This is a genomic window from Citrobacter sp. CtB7.12 (assembly GCF_001297795.1).
GTDB lineage: Bacteria > Pseudomonadota > Gammaproteobacteria > Enterobacterales > Enterobacteriaceae > Citrobacter_A > Citrobacter_A amalonaticus.
Map to the genome: position 1 here is coordinate 293198 of NZ_LIFT01000004.1, position 26916 is coordinate 320113.

20 protein-coding genes are annotated in these 26916 nt (G+C 50.8%); 8 read left to right on the plus strand and 12 right to left on the minus strand.

The annotated features are described in order from the left end of the window. Positions 1 to 4: 4 nt before the first annotated feature. From AOY24_RS08065 to AOY24_RS08080, 4 genes are all read right to left on the minus strand, one after another. On the minus strand, positions 5 to 934 hold the full coding sequence (locus AOY24_RS08065) for a retron St85 family RNA-directed DNA polymerase (protein ID WP_054176453.1): 930 nt from the start codon (positions 932 to 934) through the stop codon (positions 5 to 7). A 308-nt stretch (positions 935 to 1242) separates the two neighbouring features. Further along, positions 1243 to 2121, minus strand: a complete 879-nt coding sequence (locus tag AOY24_RS08070) for a retron St85 family effector protein (RefSeq protein WP_046624277.1) — start codon at positions 2119 to 2121, stop codon at positions 1243 to 1245. 455 nt (positions 2122 to 2576) lie between these two features. Beyond that, on the minus strand, positions 2577 to 3446 hold the full coding sequence (locus AOY24_RS08075; RefSeq protein WP_054176454.1) for a hypothetical protein: 870 nt from the start codon (positions 3444 to 3446) through the stop codon (positions 2577 to 2579). Then, on the minus strand, positions 3443 to 4246 hold the full coding sequence (locus tag AOY24_RS08080; RefSeq protein WP_046624234.1) for a hypothetical protein: 804 nt from the start codon (positions 4244 to 4246) through the stop codon (positions 3443 to 3445). The genes AOY24_RS08075 and AOY24_RS08080 overlap by 4 nt, the downstream gene beginning before the upstream one ends. A 393-nt stretch (positions 4247 to 4639) precedes the next feature. Here AOY24_RS08080 and AOY24_RS08085 point away from each other — a divergent pair, with 393 nt between their 5' ends. After that, complete coding sequence (locus AOY24_RS08085) at positions 4640 to 5260, plus strand: recombinase family protein (protein WP_032664618.1); 621 nt, start codon at positions 4640 to 4642, stop codon at positions 5258 to 5260. A gap of 199 nt (positions 5261 to 5459) precedes the next feature. On the opposite strand, the gene AOY24_RS25635 is transcribed toward AOY24_RS08085, so the two are convergent. Beyond that, a complete protein-coding gene (locus AOY24_RS25635; protein WP_072185381.1) occupies positions 5460 to 5525 on the minus strand; it encodes a prepilin-type N-terminal cleavage/methylation domain-containing protein in 66 nt (21 codons plus the stop codon). A 206-nt stretch (positions 5526 to 5731) separates the two neighbouring features. Further along, a complete protein-coding gene (gene nadC, locus AOY24_RS08090; RefSeq protein WP_042997920.1) occupies positions 5732 to 6631 on the minus strand; it encodes a carboxylating nicotinate-nucleotide diphosphorylase in 900 nt (299 codons plus the stop codon). An 87-nt stretch (positions 6632 to 6718) separates the two neighbouring features. Between nadC and ampD the strand changes: the two genes are divergently transcribed. Together ampD and ampE are read left to right on the plus strand one after the other, a co-directional pair. Further along, positions 6719 to 7282, plus strand: coding sequence for a 1,6-anhydro-N-acetylmuramyl-L-alanine amidase AmpD (ampD, locus tag AOY24_RS08095; RefSeq protein ID WP_042997919.1), 564 nt, complete (start codon positions 6719 to 6721; stop codon positions 7280 to 7282). Next, entirely contained in the window at positions 7279 to 8133 is an 855-nt protein-coding gene (ampE, locus tag AOY24_RS08100; protein ID WP_044255451.1) for a beta-lactamase regulator AmpE, read from the plus strand. The genes ampD and ampE overlap by 4 nt, the downstream gene beginning before the upstream one ends. A gap of 47 nt (positions 8134 to 8180) precedes the next feature. Here ampE and AOY24_RS08105 read toward each other — a convergent pair whose 3' ends face one another. From AOY24_RS08105 to aroP, 3 genes are all read right to left on the minus strand, one after another. Beyond that, positions 8181 to 9131: a family 43 glycosylhydrolase gene (locus AOY24_RS08105; RefSeq protein ID WP_054176455.1), complete on the minus strand. Its 951-nt coding sequence runs from the start codon at positions 9129 to 9131 to the stop codon at positions 8181 to 8183. Next, the gene (locus AOY24_RS08110; RefSeq protein WP_054176456.1) at positions 9131 to 10537 is read right to left on the minus strand and encodes a glycoside-pentoside-hexuronide (GPH):cation symporter; all 1407 of its coding nucleotides are present in this window, start codon (positions 10535 to 10537) and stop codon (positions 9131 to 9133) included. Before AOY24_RS08110 ends, AOY24_RS08105 begins: the two co-directional genes overlap by 1 nt. A gap of 158 nt (positions 10538 to 10695) precedes the next feature. Further along, complete coding sequence (aroP, locus tag AOY24_RS08115) at positions 10696 to 12069, minus strand: aromatic amino acid transporter AroP (protein ID WP_086512694.1); 1374 nt, start codon at positions 12067 to 12069, stop codon at positions 10696 to 10698. A 589-nt stretch (positions 12070 to 12658) separates the two neighbouring features. Between aroP and pdhR the strand changes: the two genes are divergently transcribed. The 4 genes from pdhR to lpdA all read left to right on the plus strand — a co-directional run bounded on the left by pdhR (position 12659) and on the right by lpdA (position 19912). Further along, positions 12659 to 13423, plus strand: a complete 765-nt coding sequence (gene pdhR, locus AOY24_RS08120) for a pyruvate dehydrogenase complex transcriptional repressor PdhR (RefSeq protein ID WP_042997914.1) — start codon at positions 12659 to 12661, stop codon at positions 13421 to 13423. 288 nt (positions 13424 to 13711) lie between these two features. Continuing rightward, positions 13712 to 16375, plus strand: coding sequence for a pyruvate dehydrogenase (acetyl-transferring), homodimeric type (gene aceE / locus AOY24_RS08125; protein ID WP_042997913.1), 2664 nt, complete (start codon positions 13712 to 13714; stop codon positions 16373 to 16375). Between the two features lie 14 nt (positions 16376 to 16389). Further along, the gene (gene aceF, locus AOY24_RS08130) at positions 16390 to 18285 is read left to right on the plus strand and encodes a pyruvate dehydrogenase complex dihydrolipoyllysine-residue acetyltransferase (RefSeq protein WP_054176457.1); all 1896 of its coding nucleotides are present in this window, start codon (positions 16390 to 16392) and stop codon (positions 18283 to 18285) included. 199 nt (positions 18286 to 18484) lie between these two features. Further along, entirely contained in the window at positions 18485 to 19912 is a 1428-nt protein-coding gene (gene lpdA, locus AOY24_RS08135) for a dihydrolipoyl dehydrogenase (protein WP_042997911.1), read from the plus strand. Positions 19913 to 19967: 55 nt separating this feature from the next. Here the strand turns inward: lpdA and AOY24_RS08140 are convergent, their stop codons facing one another. Both AOY24_RS08140 and AOY24_RS08145 read right to left on the minus strand, forming a co-directional pair. Beyond that, a complete protein-coding gene (locus AOY24_RS08140) occupies positions 19968 to 20759 on the minus strand; it encodes a DUF2950 family protein (protein ID WP_044255440.1) in 792 nt (263 codons plus the stop codon). A 12-nt stretch (positions 20760 to 20771) separates the two neighbouring features. Beyond that, positions 20772 to 22424 (minus strand): DUF3300 domain-containing protein, encoded by a 1653-nt coding sequence (locus AOY24_RS08145; protein WP_044255437.1) that lies wholly within the window; start codon positions 22422 to 22424, stop codon positions 20772 to 20774. Between the two features lie 398 nt (positions 22425 to 22822). On the opposite strand from AOY24_RS08145, the gene acnB reads away from it, so the two are divergent. Then, on the plus strand, positions 22823 to 25420 hold the full coding sequence (gene acnB, locus AOY24_RS08150; RefSeq protein ID WP_042997908.1) for a bifunctional aconitate hydratase 2/2-methylisocitrate dehydratase: 2598 nt from the start codon (positions 22823 to 22825) through the stop codon (positions 25418 to 25420). Between the two features lie 81 nt (positions 25421 to 25501). Here the strand turns inward: acnB and AOY24_RS24840 are convergent. Beyond that, positions 25502 to 26865, minus strand: a protein-coding gene (locus AOY24_RS24840; protein WP_099433379.1) for an IS3 family transposase whose coding sequence is annotated in 2 segments (ribosomal slippage) — positions 25502 to 26397 and positions 26397 to 26865 — 1365 coding nt in all. Because the reading frame shifts where the segments join, the coding sequence is not laid out codon by codon here. Positions 26866 to 26916 lie beyond the last annotated feature (51 nt).

Here is a 26916-nt window from a genome sequence, read left to right on the forward strand (position 1 = left end):
GATTTTAACTATCTGCAATGAGAGTAATTTGGTTCTGATAGAATACAGAAAGTTTTTTTCCTTTATCTTTATCGATACTTCTGACAAAAGATAATATTCCTTTTATTATTTCATGCTTGTTTGGAGTTTCTGTCCTTACAAGATCATAGATTCTTTTTCTATAGAGACAATAATTCTTTTTACTGATCGTGATCTTAGGGGTGACAGTTAAACCTGTAACTTCTCTTCGTACCTTTGGACCTAAGAACTTTTCTTTTTTGGCGTTTATAGTAAACCCTTCGTCACAAATGATATCTTTTATTAAGTAAGATGCCTTCTGTAAGATTAGTATCTTATTACCTGATATACAAAGGTCATCAGCATAACGTGTATATGTCAGAGCACGTTTTTTACAATAAGTAGATATACGGTGATCAAGTCTTAAGCAAACAAGATTCGATAAAGCAGGAGAAGTTGGTGCTCCTTGGGGCAAATATCCACTTTTGGTACAAAAAGAGGTAAGTATAAAGGCTATGTTATTGTTGTATCCTATGTTCTTAAACAATGTATATACATGCGATGCTTGTACAGTGGTAAAAAAATCTTTCAGATCAAGATTCAATACATATTGATTTCCTTCATGCGGTTTAGCATTGTCAAGAATAGATTTTTTCCTAACAAAGCCTTTCGCGTAAGATGAAGGAGATAATTTATCTAAAATATATCGTAACACCCATCTTTGTATTGCTTTTAATTCTTTTAGTGGGCTTTCGATGTGACGAATACCACCAGATTTTTTTTCCATTTCAATACGGTGATAGTATCTATCATTATTGAAGCTAAACTTGGATATAACTTCTTTAGGAAGTCTGAGGGATTGTGATAAGTCGTCCACATTCTCAAGAATAGGGAGAGATAACAGTTGCTGGGTGTACTTTCCTTGATGAGTATTCATTTTATTTCATCATAGCAGAGATGTAATTTCTATCTGAAATTGTGTGCTAGTTTTTAACGACTACAGCGGGGAAGGAGGATGAACAGACATACCTGTGAAGGTATGGATGTTCATTATCCTTCCGTAAGGCGGATGTACGAGTCCCCCAAATCACGGCGGGCGGGAGTTGGGGGACTCGATCATCACGCTGTCTCTGTGATGAACTGCGGGAACGGAGAGACTCTCCATCCACTGTGGACTTAACTAGCTGACTAGTAAGCCACCTGCTTAAAAACTAGCACACCCGAGAATTTTATGATGAAACTTAATCAGTGTCTAGCATATTGTTTATTCATGATTTTTGTTCTTAGCTCAGTGAGTGATGATTTCAGATGGAAACTATTAATTATTGCATCATAGCCGACTTGAGTTATGGTGAATAACCCTTCTTGCTGGTTAATCATTCCTGCTCTTATGAGTGAATGTGTTGCAGCTTTACATGCAATGTTGTCTCGATTTTCGAATTTTCTATTCATTATCAATTCCATGGTTTTGTACACGGAACGCAAATTCAAATCATCAAAAAGATAGATCAAAAGAAGAACATGTTTTGAATATAATAATATATTATCTAGTTCTTTCTTCTTTCGTCCACTTGGTAGCGTTTGTTTGATTTTTCCAAGTACTGTTTTTACATGTGCAGGATTCTTTTCATCAAAGTTTTTTGGGATGTCAAAAATTTCCCCACCATGAGTTCTGACTAGCCTTACAGGACCATGATTTATAAAACTTTTACCTGACTTGAACTCTCCCATCCTCATAACTAGCATTTTTTCTGCTAAGGCCTTATCCATAGAAAAAGCACCTAACTCTGCGAAAGAACCTGGACTTTCAGGTATAAGAACTATCAGATCAACAGAGTCTGCAAGCTGCGTTTCAAGAGATAGCAGGCTATTTTTTCCTTGACCTTCAAGGAGATCCTCAAACAAATCTTCTGGATAGGTAAGAGTAATACCTTTCTCTTGTGAAAGAAAAGTTGAGAATTTGTATCGAAGGCTTTTTTTGTCAGATTTATCTTTCCCACATAAAAAAATTGTTTTTTGGGAATCATCAAATCCATTTGTTAAGAGTTCTCTAATTTCATCGATGGTTTGATGAATATGCAAATCTGGGAATCTGTTAATGATGCTTTGTCTGGGAAGTTTCATCTTTATTCCTAACAATGGCATTCCTCGTAAGTAACTGTATATCCTATTATAGATCGAGTACTAATGCATCATGAATTTTGTGGGTAAGTTGCTTGTTATGGAGTGAAATGTCATATGTATCAGTGTGATACGATTGTTGCTCACTATGAGTCTAACGTTAGAATTACTACTAGTTTAGAGGAAGAAAAAGTGAGGGTTGTTCTTATCTTTTTTCAGGGAAAAGTTAAAGGGATCGTTTACTGAGATAAAAGTACAGTCAGTATTTTTCTGCACGATTTAAAATCTCGTTCGTCTGATTAGGTTCAACCTCGCCGACCAAATGCCGTGTACTCAGATCTCAGTAACGAACTTTTCACCGACCAAGCATTGATTAAAAATCAATGATTGGAAATCTTGAATATTCTCGGCACAAAAAACCGCCAAAAGGACGGTTTTCTTGCGAACTAAGAATATCATCACGCAGCCTTCCTACGATACCAATGGATTGCTCTGTCGGATAAACTATGTGGGTCACTATCAACTTCGGTTTCTATAGCTTGTGTTTTCAAGTACCAACAAAACTTATCAATCTCTAAATCTACTTGATCGCGTTTGTCTACTTTGAGGTCATTGTTTGGAGACAATATGAAAATCGCTCCACACTTATACTCATCGTAGTTATTCAAAGCTAACGAGATGTCTCTTTGTGCATCATACAAATGACACTTGGCTAAATTTTCATCAGAATAGGCTGCTGATGCTATTGTTCCGAGCGAGGTCTTGGCTTTGTAAGGAAGATAAATTGTTTGCGATTGTTGGCCCAGTGTAATTCTTTTTAAAGGGGATGGGTCTCGCATTTCAAAATATTCTTCGTATTCAAGGTGTTGTTTGAGGTAGCCATCCATTATATTGTAAAGGCGATCTCTTGAAATTGGAGTATAAACTTTCTCTCTCTTTTTTGTCACTTTTACCGATAAAGGAACAACATTTGAAAACAGAGAAGATACTATGTCGTCTGCTGATTCACCTTGAGCATATCCATTGTTTTTAAAAGTTAAATTCTGGCATTGATTTGATAAAAATACTTCCCCTGAAAGTACTATCTCCCTAGCTACTTCACAAGCCAACTTAAGGTGAAATATCATGCCATGAGAGTATAAGCAAGAAATCCTATCAAAATACTCAAGAGTTTGTACAAATACCCCTCCAAAACTATCTTTAAAACATACACCTATATTAAGTTTTTCTCCTGTGGCAACATCAGGGCACCACTGAATTGTAAACCATTCACCTTTAACAATTGGCTGATGTGAATGCTCATTTAGGATAGAATCAAAGTTAATCACGCGACCCCCGCCAGTACGCCAAGCCTTCTGCTTAATCTTTCTTTTGAAAAAACTGCACGTTGACTCAAAAATTCCAATAAACAATCTTTTGCTTGCGGATTCAGAAGCCTGTCACACCAATAAGCAATCTCTGCTATTACGATATCCAATGCTTCAGTTTGTCCGTTAGCTCCATTTACTATATCCATTTTTTGAGGAAGGGTTGGCACGGCTCGGAAGGCAATTTCTAACTTATTGACTGGGGTGATAGTTATGGCTAAGTCTTCAGGAGACCACATGAGATCTACAGGCATATTACTGTGGTCAATAAGGGTGACTTGGTTGTGCGAATCAATGATCAAGTTCCCTAAATTTCTATCTTGGTTTGCGACCCACTCATCAAAAGCGATCGTTTTATGTAACTTTTCCCATCCATCAAGAATCCTTCTAAGACTCTCAAATTTAATCATATCACCAATGTTGTAATAGCTAGCCGGAGAATGTCCGGTAACCTTGGAGCTAACAAAGGCAATTGGCGATACGGGCTTGTCAATTGAATCAATGACACCATCGGGCAATATCAATATGCCTGCTTTTGGGGCTACAGGAAGATCATTTGATTTGGTAAGCAGGTATCCAAGAACTTCGTTGAAGACACCAATGCTTTCTTCCCTAGTAAATATTTTTACATATGATTGCCTTTGCACTCCGTCAGGCCAATCAACAAGGCATAAAAGCGTCAAGGCCATTTGGCCTTCATTTGGTCTGCCGAGTACCGACTTGAAACTTGCTTGGCTGAGTACTTCAATCGAAGTGTGCATTCAATTATCCATAACCCCGAAAAGATGACTGAAATTCTAGAGTGAAAATGCAAATCTAACGTACTGTTGATTTCACCAGCAAATCTAGTAGTGCATACATGAGTCTTTCCTGAGCATGATGTGAATTGCTGCGACTTCAGTCGCCATTTCTATGTTAGTTGTCTTAGCTGGTAACGCTACACTTCCGCTTTTCGCTAACCATACTCTGGTTCTAGATTTTCGGAGGCAATCAATTGCTAATGAAGGCTTATCCACCATTAACTTGGTGTCGAATAAGTATACATCAAGCAGACCAATCCAGACCACCAGCAAGGCTGGTTCATTAAATTAACTTTACAACTTAAAATGAACCAAATATAATGAACCACATAAAACAGACCGATGGGGGGTGTCATGAGAGTTTGGGGTTATCTTCGAGCTTCGACGAAGGAGCAGGATGCAGGCAGAGCCTTTAATGAGTTAGAGGCATTTGCCCATTCACATGATCTGAAGGTATCAAAGTACTTCAAAGAGAATGAATCAGGTGCAAGCCTGCAACGCCCTCAGTTATTCCTGCTTTTGGAAATAGCAGAACGTGGTGACATTTTGCTTTGTGAGCAAATTGACCGAATCAGCCGCCTTACTGGTGAGGATTGGAAAACCCTTCGAGGGCTTATTGAGTCTAAGGGGATCAGAGTCGTGTCGTTGGATTTACCCACAAGCCACCAGCTTTTAAATGTTCAGGACGAATTCACCGCCCGTATGTTTGAAGCAATGAATTCAATGATGCTGGATATGTTGGCGGCAATCAGCCGCAAAGACTACGAAGATCGCCGCAGACGGCAAATGCAGGGTATTGAAAAGGCCAAAAATGAGAAAAAGTATCGAGGCCGCCCGGTAGATGAGAGTCTACACAATAAAGTACAAGAATTACTGTCTGACGGAAAAAGCTGGAACAAAATTCAGGCGTTAATCGGTTGCTCTAGAGCTACCATTGCGAAAGTGGCGAAAAATACACCTCTGACAAAAGGTTAGTAGCTAACAATCGGCTGAGAGTGTCAGTACTGGCAGCATTGAGAACTGATATAGCGGCAAGGGGCAAAGGAAGAGGGTTCACAGGGCTTTGTTTCCTGAATCCTTTCGATATCTTGATACTACTTTATGAAGGGGCTTTATAGCCTCTTTTTTATTTCATTATAATCAACATGTTAAATATTGTTTCTGCGTTTAATTATTACAGTAATTTACTGTTGATAATCACCATCAGTTCAATAAGGGTAAATCCGCGTTGTTTATTCATTGTTCGCTCCTTGAGTGAGTGGACGTCACTTTGGCAAACGCCGGCACGCCAGGCGAGCAGCAAAAAATGAATCAGGAAGGCGGGTTCAGAGGAATGTTATCGGTTTGCAGTCGCAAGCAATGAGATTGCGAGGCTCGACGAGGATTTTAGTGATTGAAAGGAATAAACAGGCCCGATAAGCAGCGCGTTATCAGGCCGTATAATGATTACGCGTTAGCGAAGCGCATGGACAGGTCCAGCGCCCGGAGATGCTTGGTTAGCGCACCCACGGAGATAAAATCGACGCCAGTTTCGGCAAATTCCCGCAGCGTTTCGTTGGTCACGTTGCCGGAAACTTCCAGGCGCGCCTGGCCGTTGGTCCGTTTTACCGCCTCACGCATCTGTTCCGTTTCAAAGTTATCCAGCATGATGATGTCGGCACCGGCTTTCAGCGCGTCGTCCAGTTCATCGAGGTTTTCAACTTCGACTTCTACAGGCACATCCGGATGCAGCCAGAAGGCTTTCTCCACCGCCTGACGCACGGAACCAGACGCAATAATGTGGTTCTCTTTGATCAGGAAGGCATCCGAAAGCCCCAGGCGATGATTCGCGCCGCCACCGCAGAGTACGGCATATTTCAGCGCGGTACGCAGCCCAGGCAGGGTTTTACGCGTATCCAGCAGTTGGGTCTTTGTGCCCTCCAGGATATCAACGTACTTACGCACTTCGCTGGCGACACCTGACAGGGTCTGCACGAAGTTCAGCGCGGTACGCTCGCCGGTCAGTAACACGCGCGAGGGACCGTCCAGCTCAAACAGCGGTTGGTTCGCCTTGATGCTGTCGCCGTCTTCGACGTGCCAGGTGATGCTGACATCGTCGCCAGCCAGTTGAATAAAGACCTCTTCAACCCAGCGTTTGCCACAAAAAACGCCGTCTTCACGGGTGATGACCGTGGCATGAGAACGGCTGTTCTCCGGTAAAAGTTGAGCCGTAATATCGTTGCTGGCATCCACTTGACCGCCTAAATCTTCGCGTAGCGCCTGGGCGACAACGTTTGGGATATCCAGGTTAATACGTTCCAACAGCGCGTCACGTCGGTAGTCAGGGTTATAGCGGCGAGGCGGCATGATAAAACTCCAAATTGCTAACGAATCATAAGGTAGAAACATGCTACTCTGAAGCGGCTATAAGCACCACTCAAAAGGAGATTCAGCATGTTGTTAGACAAGGGCTGGCTGGCGGAAGCGCGACGCGTTCCTTCTCCGCACCACGATTGCCGCCCGGATGATGAAGTCCCTTCGTTACTGGTGGTGCACAATATCAGCCTGCCGCCCGGCGAGTTTGGCGGTCCGTGGATTGACGCACTATTCACTGGAACAATTGATCCCAATGCCCATCCCTTTTTTGCCGAAATCGCGCATCTTCGCGTTTCCGCTCATTGTCTGATTCGCCGTGATGGCGAAATCGTTCAGTATGTTCCTTTTGATAAGCGTGCATGGCATGCCGGCGTGTCGAATTATCATGGACGTGAACGCTGCAATGATTTTTCGATTGGTATTGAGCTGGAAGGGACTGATACGCTGGCCTACACCGATGTCCAGTACCAACAACTGGCTGCCATCACGCGTGCATTAATAAAGATTTACCCGGCCGTTGCCGAAAACATAACCGGACACTGTGATATTGCGCCTGAGCGTAAGACCGATCCCGGTCCGGCTTTTGACTGGGCAAAGTTTCGCGCCCTGGTCACCGCCTCGTCAGATAAGGAGATGACATGACGCTATTTACGACATTACTGGTGCTGCTTGTCGAGCGCCTGTTTAAGCTGGGCGAACACTGGCAGTTCGATCACCGTTTAGAAACTTTTTTTCGCCGGGTCAAACGCTTCTCAATGGCGCGTACGCTCGGGATGATGATCATCGCAATGGTGGTCACATTCCTGTTGCTGCGAGCGCTCGATGGACTGCTGTTTAATGTGCCAACGATTGTGGCGTGGATCCTGATTGGGTTGCTGTGCATTGGCGCGGGCAAAGTGCGGATGCACTATCACGCTTACCTTAACGCGGCGTCTCGCGATGATGCGCATGCCCGAACGGCGATGGCCAGCGAACTGACGTTGATTCATGGCGTTCCACCGGATTGCAATGAGCGTGAGTTTTTGCGTGAACTGCAAAATGCGCTGCTGTGGATTAACTTCCGTTTCTATATCGCACCGCTGTTCTGGCTGATCGTCGGTGGTCCATGTGGACCGGTACTGCTGGTGGGCTATGCCTTCCTGCGTTCGTGGCAGTCCTGGCTGGCGCGTTACCAGACGCCGCATGAGCGCTTACAGTCCGGCATCGATGCCATTCTTCATGTTCTCGACTGGATCCCGGTGCGTCTGGCGGGCGTGGTGTATGCCCTGATCGGTCATGGAGAAAAAGCGTTGCCCGCGTGGTTTGCCTCTCTGGCGGATCTGCGTACTTCGCAATATCAGGTGTTAACACGCCTGGCGCAGTTCTCGCTGGCGCGTGAGTCGCATACCGATAAGGTTGAAACGCCAAAAGCGGCCGTTTCCATGGCGAAGAAAACGTCGTTTGCCTTAGTGGTGGTGATTGCCGTGCTCACCATTTATGGCACGTTGATTTAACGTCCTGGCAGGACGCCCGGTAAGTTGCGTGTTACCGGGCAATGATGTTAAAGCGTATCTGCGGGCGGGATGCCGAAGTCTGGCATTCCGTGGTCATCCCAGTGAATCAGCTTCAGACGGGTATGCCGATTGGGATCGTAGAGCGGATCGCCTTCAATTTCGGTGTAGTTACGCGCGTGATACACCAGCACGTCATCGCCTTCCGGCGTTTGGGTAAAGCTGTTGTGCCCGGGTCCATACTGGCGATTTTCATTGCTGGTGGTAAACACCGGCAGCGGGGATTTATGCCAGTTTGCCGGATTCAGCGGATCGGCGTGAATATCAATCCATAACAGTCCCATGCAGTAATTTTCATCCGTGGCGCTGGCGGAGTAGCTGATAAACAGCCTGTCACCGTGGGTTAATACTGCCGGACCTTCGTTGACCCAAAAACCCCGACACTCCCAGTCGTACTCCGGTTTGCTGAGCATCACCGGCTGGCCTTTAATCGTCCAGGGATTTTCCAACTCCGCCAGATAAATGTTGGAGTTACCGGCGATATCTGGGGATTTTTGCGCCCACAGATACCACTGTTTTCCCTGATGGTGGAATGTTGTGGCATCGAGTGCAAAGGTATCAAACGGTGTTTTCACTTGACCCTTTTCGACCCAGTTGCCGGTGAGCGGATCGGGATCTGTACACTCCAGCGCGTACATCCGATGCTGAAACATGCCCAGTTTGTCGAGCGCCTGAGTATGCGCGGCGGCAAAGTAGATGACCCATCTACCATCGAGGTGATGAATTTCCGGTGCCCAGATCAGCTCGCTCATCGGGCCGTGTTCGGGTTTGCGCCAGACGACAACGGGTGACGCTGTACGTAATCCTTCCAGCGAATCCGCCCGCCGGATTTCCAGTCGGTCGTACTCTGGCACTGAGGCAATAAAGTAATAGTCGCTGCCGTCGCGCAGGATAAACGGATCGGCGCGTTGTTCAATAAACGGGTTAGGCCAGTTTTGCATCAGGCTTTCCTTACGGTTTCAGTGGCTTTCAGTTCCTGATAATCATTGAGTTCGCGGTAGTTAGCGCGGCGTTTTTCCAGATCGTCCTGAATCTGTTTCATCAGTTCGCGGTCGACTTTCAACAGACGTACTACGCCGGCGGTAATCAGATAGCCGACTCCCGGAATCACGGTAAAGAGCAGCATGATGCCGTTGATCGCGGAGTCGCTTTGCGCTTTCGCCCCGGCATCGTAGCCGTACCACGAGAGCAGAAAGCCAACCATCGCCCCGGCAATCGCCAGACCGAGTTTCAGGAAGAACAGGTTGCCGGAAAAGCTTATGCCGGTAATGCGCTTGCCGGTTTTCCATTCGCCGTAGTCGTCAACGTCTGCCATCAGCGACCAGTGCAGCGGCGACGGGATTTGGTGCAAAATGTTAAGCAGGAAGTAGAGCACGACAATCATCATCGTGGCTTTGGGATCGAAGAAGTAAAACGCGCAGGAGAAAAGGGCCAGCGCGATGTTGGTCCAGAAGAAAACCTTTAGCTTGCACCAGCGGTCGGTCAGCACTTTCGCCAACACGCTACCGATCATCATGCCGACCACGCCGAGACTGATAAAGATCGTGGCGAAATGGGTGCTTTGTCCCATGACCCAGGTGACGTAGTACATGGTTGCCGCCATACGGATAAAGCCCGGACAGACGTTGCACAGCGTCAGCAGCAGTATGCGTACCCACTGGTCGTTCTTCCACACGTCTTTGAAGTCGTTTTTCATGTCATCGTGCGTGGGAACGGCAGGGCGCACACGTTCACGAACGGTGGCAAAGCAGAACAGGAACATACACATGCCGATAATGGCCAGCACGGTCATCGCCAGTTGATAGCCCTTCGCTTTGTTGTCGCCGCCAAACCAGTCGACCATTGGCAGTAGAGTGAGCGACAGCAGCAACGTCGCGATACCGACCAGTACAAAGCGGTAAGACTGGCAGGCCACGCGTTCTTTCGGATCGTTGGTGATCACGCCGCCCAATGAGCAATAAGGAATGTTGATCGCCGTATAAGTAATCGACAGCAGGAAGTATGTGACAAACGCATAGATAACCTTGCTGCTATAAGTCCACTCCGGGGTGGTGAACATCAGAATGCTGAACAGCGCGTAAGGGAAGGCAATCCACAATAACCATGGACGAAAACGGCCATATTTGCTTTGGGTTCGGTCAGCAATAGCGCCCATAATGGGGTCAGTAACGGCGTCGATAACGCGTACTGACAGTAATAACACCCCTACCAGAGCCGGGGCGAGACCAAAAATATCCGTATAAAAATAGTTAACAAACAGCATGATAGCGCCAAAGATGATGTTGCATCCGGCATCGCCCATGCCATAACCAATCTTTTCTCTTACCGACAGCTTACCTGTATCCATTGAGATGTCTCCCCATCAAGGTGATGGAAAGAATTATTCGTCTGTAAGCCTTTAATTGCGTTGCAGGATAGCGCCGCTGATATGGACGAAATGGCTGTTGGGGAGAAAGTGTGAGGCAGGTAACAACCCTCACCCACGACGGGTGAGGGTTCAAGAAATTAATGGGCTTTCGCTGTCTTCGCGGATTTCTGTTTGCACAGATAACCGATGCCAAGAACAACCAGCCATACCGGGATCAGGTAAACCGAAATCGCCATACCCGGCGTCATCAGCATAATTACCAGCACCGCCGCCATGAAGGCCAGACAGACCCAGTTACCCAGCGGGTAGAACAGCGCCGGGAAGCGGGTTTTCACTCCCTGTTGCTGCTTCGCGCGGCGGAATTTGATGTGCGCCAGACTGATCATCGCCCAGTTGATCACCAGTGCGGAGACCACCAGCGCCATCAGCAGGCCGAAGGCGGATTCTGGCGCCATGTAGTTGATCAGTACGCACAGCGCCGTCACCAGCGCCGAAACGATGATGGTATTCACCGGCACGCCGCGTTTGTCGATAGTGAGCAGGATTTTCGGGGCGTTACCCTGTTGCGCCAGACCAAACAGCATGCGGCTGTTACAGTAAACGCAACTGTTGTATACCGACAGTGCCGCCGTCAGAACCACGATATTCAGCGCGTTCGCCACGAAGGTATCGCCCAGCTCGTGGAAGATTAGGACAAACGGGCTGGTGTCAGCGGTGACACGCGTCCACGGCAGCAGGGAAAGCAGAACGGCCAGTGAACCCACATAGAAAATCAGAATACGATAGATTACCTGGTTGGTGGCTTTGGGAATGCTCTGCTCCGGGTTATCGGCTTCGGCTGCGGTGATACCGACCAGCTCGAGCCCGCCGAAAGAGAACATGATGATCGCCATCATCATTACCAGCCCGGTCATACCATGAGGCAGGAAGCCGCCCTGTTCCCACAGGTTACGCACGGTTGCCTGCGGGCCGCCATTGCCGCTGAACAGCAGCCAGCCGCCGAACAGGATCATCGCGACCACGGCGATGACTTTGATGATCGCAAACCAGAACTCCATCTCACCGAACACTTTTACGTTGGTCAGGTTGATGGCGTTGATCGCAATAAAGAAAACGGCTGCCGAAACCCAGGTGGGGATCTCCGGCCACCAGAACTGAATGTACTTGCCGACGGCGGTCAATTCCGCCATTGCAACCAGCACATACAGCACCCAATAGTTCCAGCCCGATGCAAATCCCGCAAAACTCCCCCAGTACTTGTAGGCAAAGTGACTGAATGAACCGGCGACCGGCTCCTCAACCACCATTTCACCCAACTGGCGCATAATAAGGAAGGCAATAAAACCGGCTATCGCATAACCCAGAATAATACCGGGGCCAGCGGACTGAATTACGGAGGCGCTTCCCAGGAACAGGCCTGTTCCTATCGCGCCGCCCAGCGCGATAAGCTGGATATGGCGGTTCTTAAGGCCGCGCTTTAGCTGCTCGCCGTGCTGCTGACTGTCCATCATGAAACCTCGTGAGTGGTTTACCCTTCAGTACCCGGCCGCGTGACGGCGACCGGGCAATTTGAGTAATTATTATTTGTCCTACGCAGAGATGCGTGTAAGTTTGCAATTCCGTCTGTTGTATTATTATGTTTACAGCAATGAATTTTAAAATGTCGCCGAAACTCTTTTGTCCGGAACAGAATAATGGTATGTGGCAGGGAATGCACCTGCTTTGTGAATGGATGATGACGAGTTGAATAAAAAGAGAGCAGTTGTCTATCCCGCCTCTTATTCCCTGATAACACTTCTGTAAGATATAAAGTGATTACCTATACATAAAATATGCATAAAAATGCATCTGAATCGGTTCAACCAGGATTTTTCTTCGTTTCAATAAGGTTAAAACTACCTCGCGGGTGGTAAATTTAACATTTGTGCATAGTTACATGTTTGAAACGATATTTCTGTGATGTTGTTAAAATGTGCCTGCTTTACTGATTTCAATCAAAACCTGTATGGACATAAGGTGAATACTTTGTTACTTTAGCGTCACAGATATGAAATTGGTAAGACCAATTGACTTCGGGCAAATGGCTTAAGACAGGACATCATGGCCTACAGCAAAATCCGCCAACCAAAATTATCCGATGTGATTGAGCAACAGCTGGAGTTTTTGATTCTTGAGGGCACACTACGCCCGGGCGAAAAACTCCCACCGGAACGCGAACTGGCGAAACAGTTCGACGTCTCCCGTCCCTCCTTGCGTGAGGCGATTCAACGTCTCGAAGCGAAGGGATTGCTGCTTCGTCGCCAGGGCGGCGGCACTTTTGTTCAGAGTAGCCTGTGGCAGAGCTTTAGCGATCCACTGGTAGAACTGCTCTCCGACCATCCTGAATCCCAGTTTGACCTGCTTGAGACGCGCCATGCGCTGGAAGGCATTGCTGCATACTACGCAGCGTTGCGCAGTACGGATGAAGACAAAACACGTATTCGTGAATTGCATCATGCCATTGAACTGGCGCAAGAGTCGGGTGACCGCGATGCCGAGTCCGATGCGGTCCTCCAGTATCAAATTGCTGTCACCGAAGCTGCGCACAATGTGGTGTTACTTCATCTGCTAAGGTGTATGGAGCCCATGCTGGCCCAGAACGTACGTCAGAACTTCGAGTTGCTCTATTCGCGTCGCGAGATGCTTCCGCTGGTGAGTGGTCACCGCACCCGTATTTTCGAAGCGATTATTGCCGGTAAGCCAGAAGAGGCGCGTGAAGCATCACATCGCCATCTGGCGTTTATCGAAGAGATTCTGCTCGACCGCAGCCGTGAGGAGAGCCGTCGTGAACGCGCCTTACGTCGTCTGGAGCAGCGAAAGAATTAGTGATTTTTCTGGTAGCTCGTTAGCCAGAAGATGTTGTAAATCAAGCGCTAATGAATGAAAGGCGCGGCAACTAAACGCAGAACCTGTCTTATTGCACTTTTAGTTGTTCAAAATAATTCGGCTTGTATCGCGGCGGCAAGCGCGCGAGTCGCCAGGAGCATAGTGAACTATGTGACTGGCGCAAGGAAGCGCAGCCAACAAAGAGACAACCTGAAGAATGAAGAACAAAGAGCGCAATGGGACAGGTTCCAGATAACTCAACGTATTAGATAGATAAGGAATACCCCCATGTCAGAACGTTTCCCAAATGACGTGGATCCGATCGAAACTCGCGACTGGCTACAGGCGATCGAATCGGTCATCCGTGAAGAAGGTGTTGAGCGCGCTCAGTATCTGATTGACCAGCTTCTTTCTGAAGCCCGCAAAGGCGGCGTGAAAGTAGCGGCAGGTACAGGGGCAAGCAATTACATCAACACTATTGCCGTTGAAGATGAGCCGGAATATCCGGGCAATCTGGAGCTGGAGCGTCGTATTCGTTCTGCTATCCGTTGGAACGCCATCATGACCGTGCTGCGTGCGTCTAAAAAAGACCTCGAGCTGGGCGGCCACATGGCATCCTTCCAGTCTTCTGCGACCGTGTACGATGTGTGCTTCAACCACTTCTTCCGTGCCCGCAATGAGCAGGATGGCGGCGACCTGGTGTACTTCCAGGGCCACATCTCCCCGGGCATTTACGCACGTGCATTCCTGGAAGGCCGTCTGACTGAAGAGCAGATGGACAATTTCCGTCAGGAAGTTCATGGCAATGGCCTGTCTTCCTACCCGCACCCGAAACTGATGCCAGAATTCTGGCAGTTCCCGACCGTTTCTATGGGTCTGGGCCCAATCGGTGCGATCTATCAGGCTAAGTTCCTGAAATATCTGGAACACCGTGGCCTGAAAGACACCTCTAAACAGACCGTTTACGCTTTCCTTGGCGACGGTGAGATGGACGAGCCGGAATCCAAGGGTGCTATCACCATTGCGACCCGTGAAAAACTGGATAACCTGGTCTTCGTCATCAACTGTAACCTGCAGCGTCTGGACGGCCCGGTCACCGGTAACGGCAAAATCGTTAACGAGCTGGAAGGCATCTTCGAAGGTGCTGGCTGGAACGTAATCAAAGTGATGTGGGGCGGTCGTTGGGATGAGCTGCTGCGTAAAGACACCAGCGGTAAACTGATCCAACTGATGAACGAAACCGTTGACGGCGACTACCAGACCTTCAAATCCAAAGATGGCGCATACGTTCGTGAGCATTTCTTCGGTAAATATCCGGAAACCGCAGCACTGGTTGCCGACTGGACTGATGAGCAGATCTGGGCGCTGAACCGTGGTGGTCACGATCCGAAGAAAGTCTACGCTGCACTGAAAAAAGCGCAGGAAACCAAAGGCAAAGCCACCGTCATCCTGGCCCATACCATCAAAGGTTATGGCATGGGTGACACCGCCGAAGGTAAAAACATCGCTCACCAGGTGAAGAAAATGAACATGGATGGCGTGCGCTATATTCGCGACCGTTTCAATGTTCCGGTTACTGACGAGCAGGTTGAAAAACTGTCTTACATTACCTTCCCTGAAGGTTCTGAAGAGCACAAATACCTGCACGAACGCCGCCAGGCGCTGCACGGCTACCTGCCGAGCCGTCAGCCGAACTTCACTGAGAAGCTGGAACTGCCGACCCTGGAAGACTTCGGCGCGCTGCTGGAAGAGCAGAACAAAGAAATCTCTACGACCATCGCTTTCGTTCGTGCCCTGAACGTGATGCTGAAGAACAAATCGATCAAAGATCGTCTGGTTCCGATCATCGCCGACGAAGCGCGTACTTTCGGTATGGAAGGTCTGTTCCGTCAGATTGGTATTTACAGCCCGAACGGCCAGCAGTACACCCCGCAGGACCGTGAACAGGTTGCGTACTACAAAGAAGACGAGAAAGGTCAGATTCTGCAGGAAGGGATCAACGAGCTGGGCGCAGGGTCTTCCTGGCTGGCCGCGGCGACTTCCTATAGCACCAACGATCTGCCGATGATTCCGTTCTACATCTACTACTCCATGTTCGGTTTCCAGCGTATCGGCGACCTGTGCTGGGCAGCAGGTGACCAGCAGGCGCGTGGCTTCCTTATTGGCGGGACGTCTGGTCGTACAACGCTGAACGGTGAAGGTCTGCAGCACGAAGATGGTCACAGCCATATTCAGTCTCTGACTATCCCGAACTGTATCTCTTACGATCCGTCTTATGCCTACGAAGTTGCGGTCATCATGCACGATGGTCTGGAGCGTATGTACGGTGAGAAACAAGAGAACGTTTACTACTACATCACCACGCTGAACGAAAACTACCACATGCCAGCCATGCCGGAAGGTGCTGAGGAAGGTATCCGTAAAGGTATCTACAAACTCGAAACCCTGGAAGGTAGCAAAGGTAAAGTTCAGCTGCTGGGCTCCGGTTCTATCCTGCGTCACGTTCGTGAAGCGGCAGAGATCCTGGCGAAAGACTACGGCGTGGGTTCTGACGTGTACAGCGTCACCTCCTTCACCGAACTGGCACGTGATGGTCAGGACTGTGAACGCTGGAACATGCTGCACCCACTGGAAACCCCGCGCGTTCCGTACATCGCTCAGGTGATGAACGACGCGCCGGCTGTAGCATCAACTGACTATATGAAACTGTTTGCCGAACAGGTTCGTACTTATGTACCGGCTGATGATTATCGCGTACTGGGTACCGACGGTTTCGGTCGCTCTGACAGCCGTGAAAACCTGCGTCACCACTTCGAAGTGGATGCTTCCTACGTGGTAGTCGCGGCACTGGGCGAACTGGCTAAACGTGGCGAAATCGATAAGAAAGTGGTTGCGGATGCAATTACCAAATTCAACATCGATGCAGAAAAAGTTAACCCGCGTCTGGCGTAAGAGGTAAAAGAATAATGGCTATCGAAATCAAAGTACCGGACATCGGGGCAGATGAAGTTGAAATCACCGAGATCCTGGTCAAAGTAGGCGACAAGGTAGAAGCCGAACAGTCGCTGATCACCGTAGAAGGCGATAAAGCCTCTATGGAAGTTCCGTCTCCACAGGCTGGCGTTGTCAAAGAGATCAAAGTCTCTGTTGGCGACAAAACAGAGACTGGCAAATTGATCATGATTTTCGATTCCGCTGACGGTGCAGCAGCCGCTGCACCTGCTCCGGCAGAAGAGAAGAAAGAAGCCGCTCCGGCAGCAGCACCTGCAGCTGCAGCAGCGAAAGACGTCCATGTACCCGACATCGGCGGTGACGAAGTTGAAGTGACTGAGATCATGGTCAAAGTGGGCGATACCGTTGCCGCTGAACAGTCCCTGATCACCGTAGAAGGCGACAAAGCTTCTATGGAAGTGCCGGCGCCGTTTGCGGGTACCGTGAAAGAGATCAAAATCAACACCGGCGACAAAGTGTCTACCGGCTCCCTGATCATGGTCTTCGAAGTGGCGGGTGCTGCACCTGCTGCCGCGCCTGCACAGGCCGCTGCTCCGGCCCCGGCTGCTGCACCAGCAGCCACTGGCGCGAAAGACGTTAACGTACCGGATATCGGCGGTGACGAAGTTGAAGTGACCGAAGTGATGGTGAAAGTGGGCGATAAAGTGACCGCTGAGCAATCACTGATCACCGTTGAAGGCGACAAAGCTTCTATGGAAGTGCCGGCGCCGTTCGCGGGTACCGTTAAAGAAATCAAGATCAGCACCGGCGATAAAGTGAAAACCGGCTCTCTGATTATGGTCTTCGAAGTGGAAGGCGCAGCACCTGCTGCTGCCGCGCCACAGCAGGCTGCCGCACCGGCTCCAGCCGCTGCATCTGCACCTGCGCCAGCTGCCGCTGCTCCGGCCGCAAAAGCTGAAGGCAAATCTGAGTTTGCTGAGAACGATGCTTACGTTCATGCGACCCCACTGATTCGCCGTCTGGCGCGCGAGTTCGGCGTGAACCTGGCGAAAGTGAAGGGCACAGGCCGTAAAGGTCGTATCTTGCGCGAAGACGTTCAGGCTTACGTGAAAGACGCTATCAAGCGTGCGGAAGCTGCTCCGGCAGCCGCAGCAGGTGGCGGTATCCCGGGCATGCTGCCATGGCCGAAAGTCGACTTCAGCAAGTTTGGTGAAATCGAAGAAGTGGAACTGGGCCGCATTCAGAAAATCTCTGGTGCTAACCTGAGCCGTAACTGGGTGATGATCCCGCACGTTACCCACTTCGACAAAACCGATATCACCGACCTGGAAGCGTTCCGTAAACAGCAGAACGCTGAGGCTGAGAAGCGCAAACTGGACGTGAAATTCACCCCAGTGGTCTTCATCATGAAAGCGGTTGCTGCGGCTCTGGAACAGATGCCACGCTTCAACAGCTCCTTGTCCGAAGACGGCCAGCGCCTGACGCTGAAGAAATACATCAACATCGGTGTGGCGGTAGATACCCCGAATGGTCTGGTGGTTCCGGTCTTTAAAGACGTGAACAAGAAGAGCGTGACCGAGCTGTCTCGTGAACTGACGGCTATCTCTAAGAAAGCGCGTGACGGTAAGCTGACGGCTGGCGAAATGCAGGGCGGTTGCTTCACCATCTCCAGCATCGGCGGCCTGGGTACGACCCACTTTGCACCGATTGTGAACGCGCCTGAAGTCGCGATCCTGGGTGTCTCCAAGTCCGCGATGGAGCCAGTGTGGAATGGTAAAGAGTTCGTACCGCGTCTGATGATGCCGATCTCTCTGTCCTTCGACCACCGCGTGATTGATGGTGCTGATGGTGCGCGTTTCATTACCATCATTAACAATATGCTGTCTGACATTCGCCGCCTGGTGATGTAAGCAAAAAAGCCGGCCCGACGGCCGGCTTTTTTCTGGTAATCTCATGATGGTTTTGGGGTTATTAGTGCTAAAGATAAATCGTTGCCGTTTTGTTGTTTCAAAATTGTTAACAATTTTGTAAAATACGGACGGATAGAACGACCCGGTGGACGATGGGCGACAAGACCAGGGATCGCCGGAAATAAATTAAGAGGTCATGATGAGTACTGAAATCAAAACTCAGGTCGTGGTACTTGGGGCAGGCCCCGCAGGTTACTCTGCAGCCTTCCGTTGCGCTGATTTAGGTCTGGAAACCGTAATCGTTGAACGTTACAGCACCCTCGGTGGTGTTTGTCTGAACGTCGGCTGTATCCCTTCTAAAGCACTGCTGCACGTAGCCAAAGTTATCGAAGAGGCCAAAGCGCTGGCAGAACACGGTATCGTCTTCGGCGAGCCGAAAACCGATATCGACAAGATTCGTACCTGGAAAGAAAAAGTAATCACTCAGCTGACCGGCGGTCTGGCTGGCATGGCGAAAGGCCGTAAAGTGAAAGTGGTTACCGGTCTGGGTAAATTCACCGGGGCGAACACCCTGGAAGTGGAAGGTGAGAACGGTAAAACCGTGATCAACTTCGACAACGCGATCATCGCGGCGGGTTCCCGTCCGATCCAGTTGCCGTTCATTCCTCATGAAGATCCGCGCGTGTGGGATTCCACCGACGCCCTGGAACTGAAATCCGTACCGAAGCGTCTGCTGGTCATGGGTGGCGGTATCATCGGTCTGGAAATGGGTACTGTGTACCACGCGCTGGGTTCAGAGATTGACGTGGTTGAAATGTTCGACCAGGTTATCCCGGCGGCGGACAAAGATATCGTTAAAGTCTTCACCAAACGCATCAGCAAGAAATTCAACCTGATGCTGGAAACCAAAGTGACTGCCGTTGAAGCGAAAGAAGACGGTATTTACGTTTCCATGGAAGGCAAAAAAGCCCCTGCTGAAGCGCAGCGTTATGACGCCGTGCTGGTGGCAATCGGTCGTGTGCCGAACGGTAAAAACCTCGACGCTGGCAAAGCAGGCGTGGAAGTGGACGATCGTGGCTTCATCCGCGTTGACAAACAGCTGCGCACCAACGTGCCGCACATCTTTGCTATCGGCGATATCGTCGGTCAGCCGATGCTGGCGCACAAAGGGGTTCACGAAGGTCACGTTGCCGCTGAAGTTATCGCCGGCATGAAGCATTACTTCGATCCGAAAGTGATCCCATCCATTGCCTACACTGAACCAGAAGTGGCATGGGTAGGTCTGACCGAGAAAGAAGCGAAAGAGAAAGGCATCAGCTACGAAACCGCCACCTTCCCGTGGGCTGCTTCTGGCCGTGCTATCGCTTCCGACTGCGCAGACGGTATGACTAAACTGATTTTCGACAAAGAAACTCACCGCGTCATCGGTGGTGCGATTGTCGGTACCAACGGCGGCGAGCTGCTGGGTGAGATCGGTCTGGCAATCGAAATGGGCTGTGACGCTGAAGACATCGCGCTGACCATCCACGCGCACCCGACTCTGCACGAGTCCGTGGGCCTGGCGGCAGAAGTGTTCGAAGGTAGCATCACTGACCTGCCGAACGCAAAAGCGAAGAAGAAGAAATAATCTTCAGCCTTCCGGTAACGAAAAAGCGGCGTAAATGCCGCTTTTTTTATGCCTGCTACTCCACCGGCTTCCACGGCTCGTGTGGCGTAAATTTCTCTATGGCGATGGCTTTTAGCCCGCTATCTTCCCCTAAATTCGTCTGATACACCCGGTCGTCCTGACTTACCATGAAGCTCATCACACCTGTTTCGCCCCAGGTCACCGGCCAGGCGAGCAGCGCAAATCCTTTCGCGTTATCGCTGGCAATAATGCGGAAATAATAGCCGTGATACCCTTCGCCAGGTGACTCAGGACTGAAAGCCGGCCCTAAGGGACTGGGCGTTTCACCCGGTTTTACCGGCCAGTAGAGACCGTCCTGTTGACCTGCATGGCTGATAATTCGGCTGGCAAATGCTTGTTTGCGCTGCCAGTAGTCATACTGGGCGTCGACATAAGCACGCATGGCCTGTATCGCCGAGAGTTCATTGCGGCCAATCGTGCGCGTGAGGATCTCATCCTGCGCGGCAGACATATCAAAATGCCAGCCTTTACTCGCCTTCACGATGGGGATGGGCAACTGCCAGTTCTCCTGGCCGACGTTCAGGTGAGCGACGTTACCTTGTTGCACAATCTGGTGGCTGACTTTCCAGTCGCGGTTAAAGCGCGCAATGGCTTCGGGGTCCGCGCCTTCAGGGGGCAAAAACTGTCGCCAGTTATCGCCTAACAGGGTAGTCAGTTGCGCATCGTTATTGTCGGCAATTGCACGGGCAAAAGAGCTGGCGGCCTCGTCTGGCGTGGCGAACATCTGCTGGGCGTAGCTCATTAACGGAAGCGAGAGCAGCAGGGTGCTTAACAGTACTTTTTTCATTATCGGCTCCCGTTAACGACGGCGAAATTCATGGTGTTCAGATGCGCGTTCGCGCATGTGGGCTCGTTGCTCATTACTGATGTTACTCAGACGGCGGCTTTCCTGACCGCGCTGCTGCTGCGATTGCCAGTTCGGCGAACGGCTGTCGTTACCGCTAAATACATTCGCATGGTTTTGCTGAAACGCCTGACGCTGCTGTGGCGAGGAGGATTCGACGCGCTGACGTACCGTCTCCCGCTGCGGTTGTGAAATCGGGCGTTGCTGCGCTTTGGCCCTGAGATCGTCACGATGCAGTTGTTGCGCTGTCGTAGTCGATTGTTTCAAGGTCTGTTGCGCGTTCTGACGACGCGCGCTGTTGCTGTTGTCGTCATAGCCGCGATAATTATTGCGTTGGGCAACCTGATTCAACTGTTGAGCGGCCGCTTTGCGCTGGGCATCACGCGTTGTGGCTGTCGGTTGCTGAGCCAGCGCTTTAGACGCATCCGGATGACGCTGTTGCAGTTGTGCCATCGCTGCCTGACGCTGGCTGTCGCGGGATGCCGTCGCAGCAGGCTGCTGTGTAGCGCTGAGACCGCCGCTGACGTCGGTCGGGTGGAAACGCGGGGCGGTCGTGCCATTCTGATACGGTACGCCGCCGCGCCAGGCCGGGTTGTGCTGCCAGGTCATGTTCTGTGTTTTCAGATTCTGTCCGGAGATGCGGTTGAAGTTATCGACGTTGATATTGATGTTATCGCCATTGTGTTGATAACCGTGACCGTCGTGATGATCGTCATCATGATGGTGATCGTCATCGTGGTGATGATCGTCGTCATCCCAGTCGATATTGCTGAACAGCGCATAGGTGGTGGCGACGCCCAGGCTGTAGCCGAATCCTTTAACAAAACTGCCAGCGAACTGCTCGCCTGGCGTAGGCGGGAGATACACCGGCGGGTATGCGGTGTTGGGCCAGGTGCCATAAACCGTAGCGGGATTATAGCTGGGGACGTACACCACCTGCGGATCTGCAGGTTCAATTTTAATTACCGTGGAGGCTGGGGCGGCGGAAACGGCGCTGGATTTTGTTGCGGAGGAGGTGGTTGAGGGGGCTGCCGCGACGCTCTTTTTCGGCGTGCTGGTCACCGTCTGCTGCGGCGTAGATTTCAGCGAGCCGGTCTGCTGGGCCAGTAAGCGCAGGCGTTGCACGGAGTCCATCACATCCTGCGGTTGCGCCAGAAATGCATCACCGAGGTTTTGCACCCACTCCGTGTTTTCCCCCATCAGCGTCATAAGTTGCGGAAAGGCGACCAGCGACTTCACGCTGGGATCCCACGGCTGGTTTGCGACAGCCTGAATGGCGGCATCGCCTTGCCGTGTCGGATTATCGCGCGACCATTGTGCTGCCTGGACGACGTTAGCCGGATAGGTCGAGGCCATCAGAACCTGCGAAAGCAGCGGGTCCGGATAGAGGGCGATCGGCGCGACCCATTGATCGATTTGCGCCGTGGTAAAGCTCACTTTCGCAACGGGAGTCGCTTCGGCTGGCGCGAGTGGTTGCGCAGCAATGGGGGGCGTGGGCAGCGTAGGGGCTTCCGGTGTGCGGCTTTTGACATACAGCACGCCTGAAGCAGCAAGTAGTCCGGCGCTACAGATCAACGCAAGCACGTGGGGTTTAAAGGGCAACGTCATATTCTTACTCCCGATTTCCTGGAAATCGCAATGGTCGAAGTGCTGCCACCCGCAGGTGCAGTGTTGCGTGAGTATAAAGAGACGATAGTTTAATTTTTGACTAATCTTGGGATCGGTACAGTAGAGTGATTATAAGAATGCGAAATAGTGTGACGATTCGTAACAGCGATAAATTTCCCGCTTCTGAAATCGAAAAGGGTATTAGACCATCCTTAACGATTCAGCCACTTTTTTATGTTGCTTTTTTGTAAACAGATTAACACCTCACTAAAATCCTGTTATTCTGCCCATTGCGGTACCGGGCATTTACCCTACAAACTGCTGTCTCACAGGAGCGTGAAGAGAATCGCCCATCGATAAAGCGCCGCACTATGACAATGAGAGCGAGGAGAACCGTCGTGCTAGAAGAATACCGTAAGCACGTAGCAGAACGTGCCGCCGAGGGGATTGTGCCCAAACCCTTAGATGCAACCCAAATGGCCGCGCTCGTTGAGCTGCTGAAAGCACCGCCTGCGGGCGAAGAAGAATTCCTGTTAGACCTGTTGATCAACCGTGTTCCCCCGGGCGTCGATGAAGCCGCCTATGTCAAAGCCAGTTTCCTCGCTGCCGTCGCGAAAGGCGAAACGACTTCCCCACTGATTACGCCTGAAAAAGCGATTGAACTGCTCGGCACCATGCAGGGTGGTTACAACATTCATCCGCTGATTGACGCTCTGGACGATGCAAAACTGGCGCCGATTGCCGCCAAAGCGCTCTCCCATACGCTGCTGATGTTCGATAACTTCTATGACGTAGAAGAAAAAGCCAAAGCAGGGAACGAATATGCGAAGCAGGTGATGCAGTCCTGGGCGGAGGCTGAATGGTTCCTGAGCCGTCCGCCGCTGGCTGAAAAAATGACCGTCACCGTTTTCAAAGTCACCGGTGAAACCAATACCGATGACCTGTCTCCTGCACCTGATGCGTGGTCTCGTCCGGATATCCCGCTGCACGCGTTAGCGATGCTGAAAAACGCCCGTGAAGGCATTGAGCCGGATCAGCCGGGTGTCGTTGGCCCAATCAAACAGATCGAAGCCCTGGCGAGTAAAGGTTACCCGCTGGCTTACGTCGGTGACGTCGTCGGGACCGGTTCTTCACGTAAATCCGCCACCAACTCCGTGCTGTGGTTCATGGGCGACGACATTCCGCACGTGCCGAACAAGCGCGGCGGCGGTCTGTGCCTCGGCGGTAAAATCGCCCCTATCTTCTTCAACACCATGGAAGATGCAGGCGCACTGCCGATCGAAGTGGATGTGTCAAACCTGAACATGGGTGATGTGATTGACGTTTACCCGTTCAAAGGTGAAGTACGTAACCATGAAACCGGCGAACTGCTGGCAAGCTTTGAACTGAAAACTGACGTGCTGATTGATGAAGTGCGTGCCGGTGGCCGTATCCCACTGATCATCGGTCGCGGTCTGACCACCAAAGCGCGTGAAGCGCTGGGTCTGCCGCACTCAGACGTTTTCCGTCAGGCGAAAGATGTGGCGGAAAGCAGCCGTGGTTACTCGCTGGCGCAGAAAATGGTGGGTCGTGCGTGCGGCGTAGCCGGTATCCGTCCGGGTGCGTACTGCGAGCCGAAGATGACCTCCGTGGGTTCTCAGGATACCACTGGCCCGATGACCCGTGACGAACTGAAGGACCTGGCGTGCCTGGGCTTCTCTGCGGACCTGGTGATGCAGTCTTTCTGTCACACCGCCGCCTATCCGAAGCCGGTTGACGTCACCACGCACCACACGCTGCCTGACTTTATTATGAACCGCGGCGGTGTTTCGCTGCGTCCGGGTGATGGCGTGATCCACTCCTGGCTGAACCGTATGCTGTTGCCGGATACCGTCGGTACGGGTGGTGACTCCCATACCCGTTTCCCGATTGGTATCTCCTTCCCGGCGGGCTCGGGCCTGGTGGCGTTTGCTGCGGCGACCGGCGTGATGCCGCTGGATATGCCGGAATCGGTGCTGGTGCGCTTCAAAGGCAAAATGCAGCCGGGTATTACCCTGCGCGATCTGGTACATGCCATTCCTCTGTATGCGATCAAACAGGGTCTGCTGACCGTTGAGAAAAAAGGCAAGAAGAACATCTTCTCTGGCCGTATTCTCGAAATCGAAGGTCTGCCGGATCTGAAAGTCGAGCAGGCGTTTGAGCTGACCGATGCATCCGCCGAGCGTTCTGCGGCAGGTTGTACCATCAAGCTGAACAAAGAGCCGATCGTGGAATACCTGACCTCCAACATCGTTCTGCTGAAGTGGATGATCGCAGAAGGCTACGGCGACCGTCGTACGCTGGAACGTCGTATTCAGGGGATGGAAAAATGGCTGGCCGATCCGCAACTGCTGGAAGCCGATGCTGATGCAGAGTACGCGGCGGTGATCGACATCGATCTGGCGGATATCAAAGAGCCTATCCTTTGTGCACCGAACGATCCGGACGATGCGCGTCTGCTCTCTGATGTTCAGGGCGATAAAATCGACGAAGTGTTCATTGGTTCCTGCATGACCAACATTGGTCACTTCCGTGCGGCCGGCAAGCTGCTGGATGCGCACAAAGGCCAGTTGCCGACGCGTCTGTGGGTGGCGCCGCCAACCCGTATGGATGCGGCACAGCTGACCGAAGAGGGCTACTACAGCGTCTTTGGTAAGAGCGGTGCGCGTATTGAAATCCCGGGCTGTTCACTGTGCATGGGTAACCAGGCGCGTGTCGCAGACGGCGCGACGGTGGTATCGACTTCTACGCGTAACTTCCCGAACCGTTTAGGTACCGGTGCGAACGTCTACCTGGCGTCTGCGGAGCTGGCGGCGGTTGCGGCACTGATCGGTAAATTGCCGACGCCGGAAGAGTACCAGACCTATGTGGCGCAGGTGGATAAAACCGCTGTAGACACCTACCGCTATCTGAACTTTGACCAGCTCTCTCAATACACTGAGAAAGCGGACGGTGTGATTTTCCAGACCGCCGTGTAATGCGCTAACGCCTTTCGCGTAAAAACGCATCAATGCCCGGTGAAGCGTGTGGACTGACCCCATAAATCTGGACAGTTTATATTAAGCGGCCTTCAGAGCCTGGGCCCGGTACTCTACCGGACTCAGGCCTTTTAGTTTCAGGCTTATCCGCTCGTTGTTGTAGTAACGGATATAATCCTCTATCGCCTTCCTCAGTTCGCTGATATTGCTGAACTGACTCAGGTAAAAACACTCCGATTTCAGCGTCCCGAAGAAGTTTTCCATCACGGCATTATCCAGACAGTTTCCTTTTCGGGACATACTTTGCGTCATGCCCTGCGCCTTTAACTTTGCCTGATAGCCTGCCATCCGATATTGCCAGCCCTGATCTGTGTGCAGCAAGGGGGCGTCGTCTGGTCCGAGCTTTAAGAACGCATCCCGCAGCATGGTATTAACCATCTCCATCACCGGCCTTTCCGACAGGCTGTAGGAGATTATTTCCCGGTTAAAAAGATCGAGTACCGGCGACAGGTACAGCTTTTTACCCTGCAGCGAGAACTCTGTAACATCCGTAACCCATTTTTCATTGGCTTTTGATGCACTGAAGTTCCTGCTCAGGATATTGGGGGCTGCCTTGCCTGTTTCCCCCTTCCATGAGCGGTATTTCTTCGCCCTTATCAGAGACCGGAGCGACAGCTCTGTCATCAGCCGCTGCACGGTTTTATGGTTCACCAGCAGACCCTGCTTTCTCAGCGAAAGCGTGATCCTGCGGTAGCCATAACGGCCTTTGTGCCAGGCGTATATCTCACGGATTTTATCTTTCAGCCCGGCATGCCTGTCCACCTGCTTCAGGGCATTCATATTGTAATACCATGTACTGCGGGACATGCCTGCCGCGCGCAGGAGGTCTCGCAGAGCGTGCTTATGCCTCAGTTCACTGATTATCAGGGCTTGCTGCCGTTTTTTTCGCTCTGAACCAAGGCCTTCAACTTTTTTAGATAGGCATTCTCTGCCCGCAGGTAACGGAGTTCAGCCCGGAGTTCTTCGGGGGAGAGTTTTTCCAGTTCTTTATCTGTAGGGGATGGGGGGATTTTTTGTTTTGTCATTTTTCCAGGCCGTCCGCGTTGAATGTTTAGCAGTCCTTCCGCTCCGGCATCGTTGTACACGCAGACCCAGTGTCGGACAAGCGTTTCTGCAGAGAGATTAAACCGGGCAGCTGCTTCACGCATCGTCAGGTGGTCACGGATAACCGCCCGGACGACGACGAGTTTAAATTCAGCTGAATGATGTTTATTTTTCCCTGACAGCCCTTCCATACCGTGGAGTTGCCACGCCCTGACCCAGCGACGGACGGAAGTTCTTTCAACACCAAAACGGTCGGCTGTACGCTCTTCTCCGTCTTTTCCGGACAAATAATGATTAACCACAGCCAGTTTTGTTTCAGGGGAATATTTTGGCTTTGCCATAAAAAACTGCACCTTACTCAGTTGAGTGTCCAACTTTTGGGGTGCAGTCCA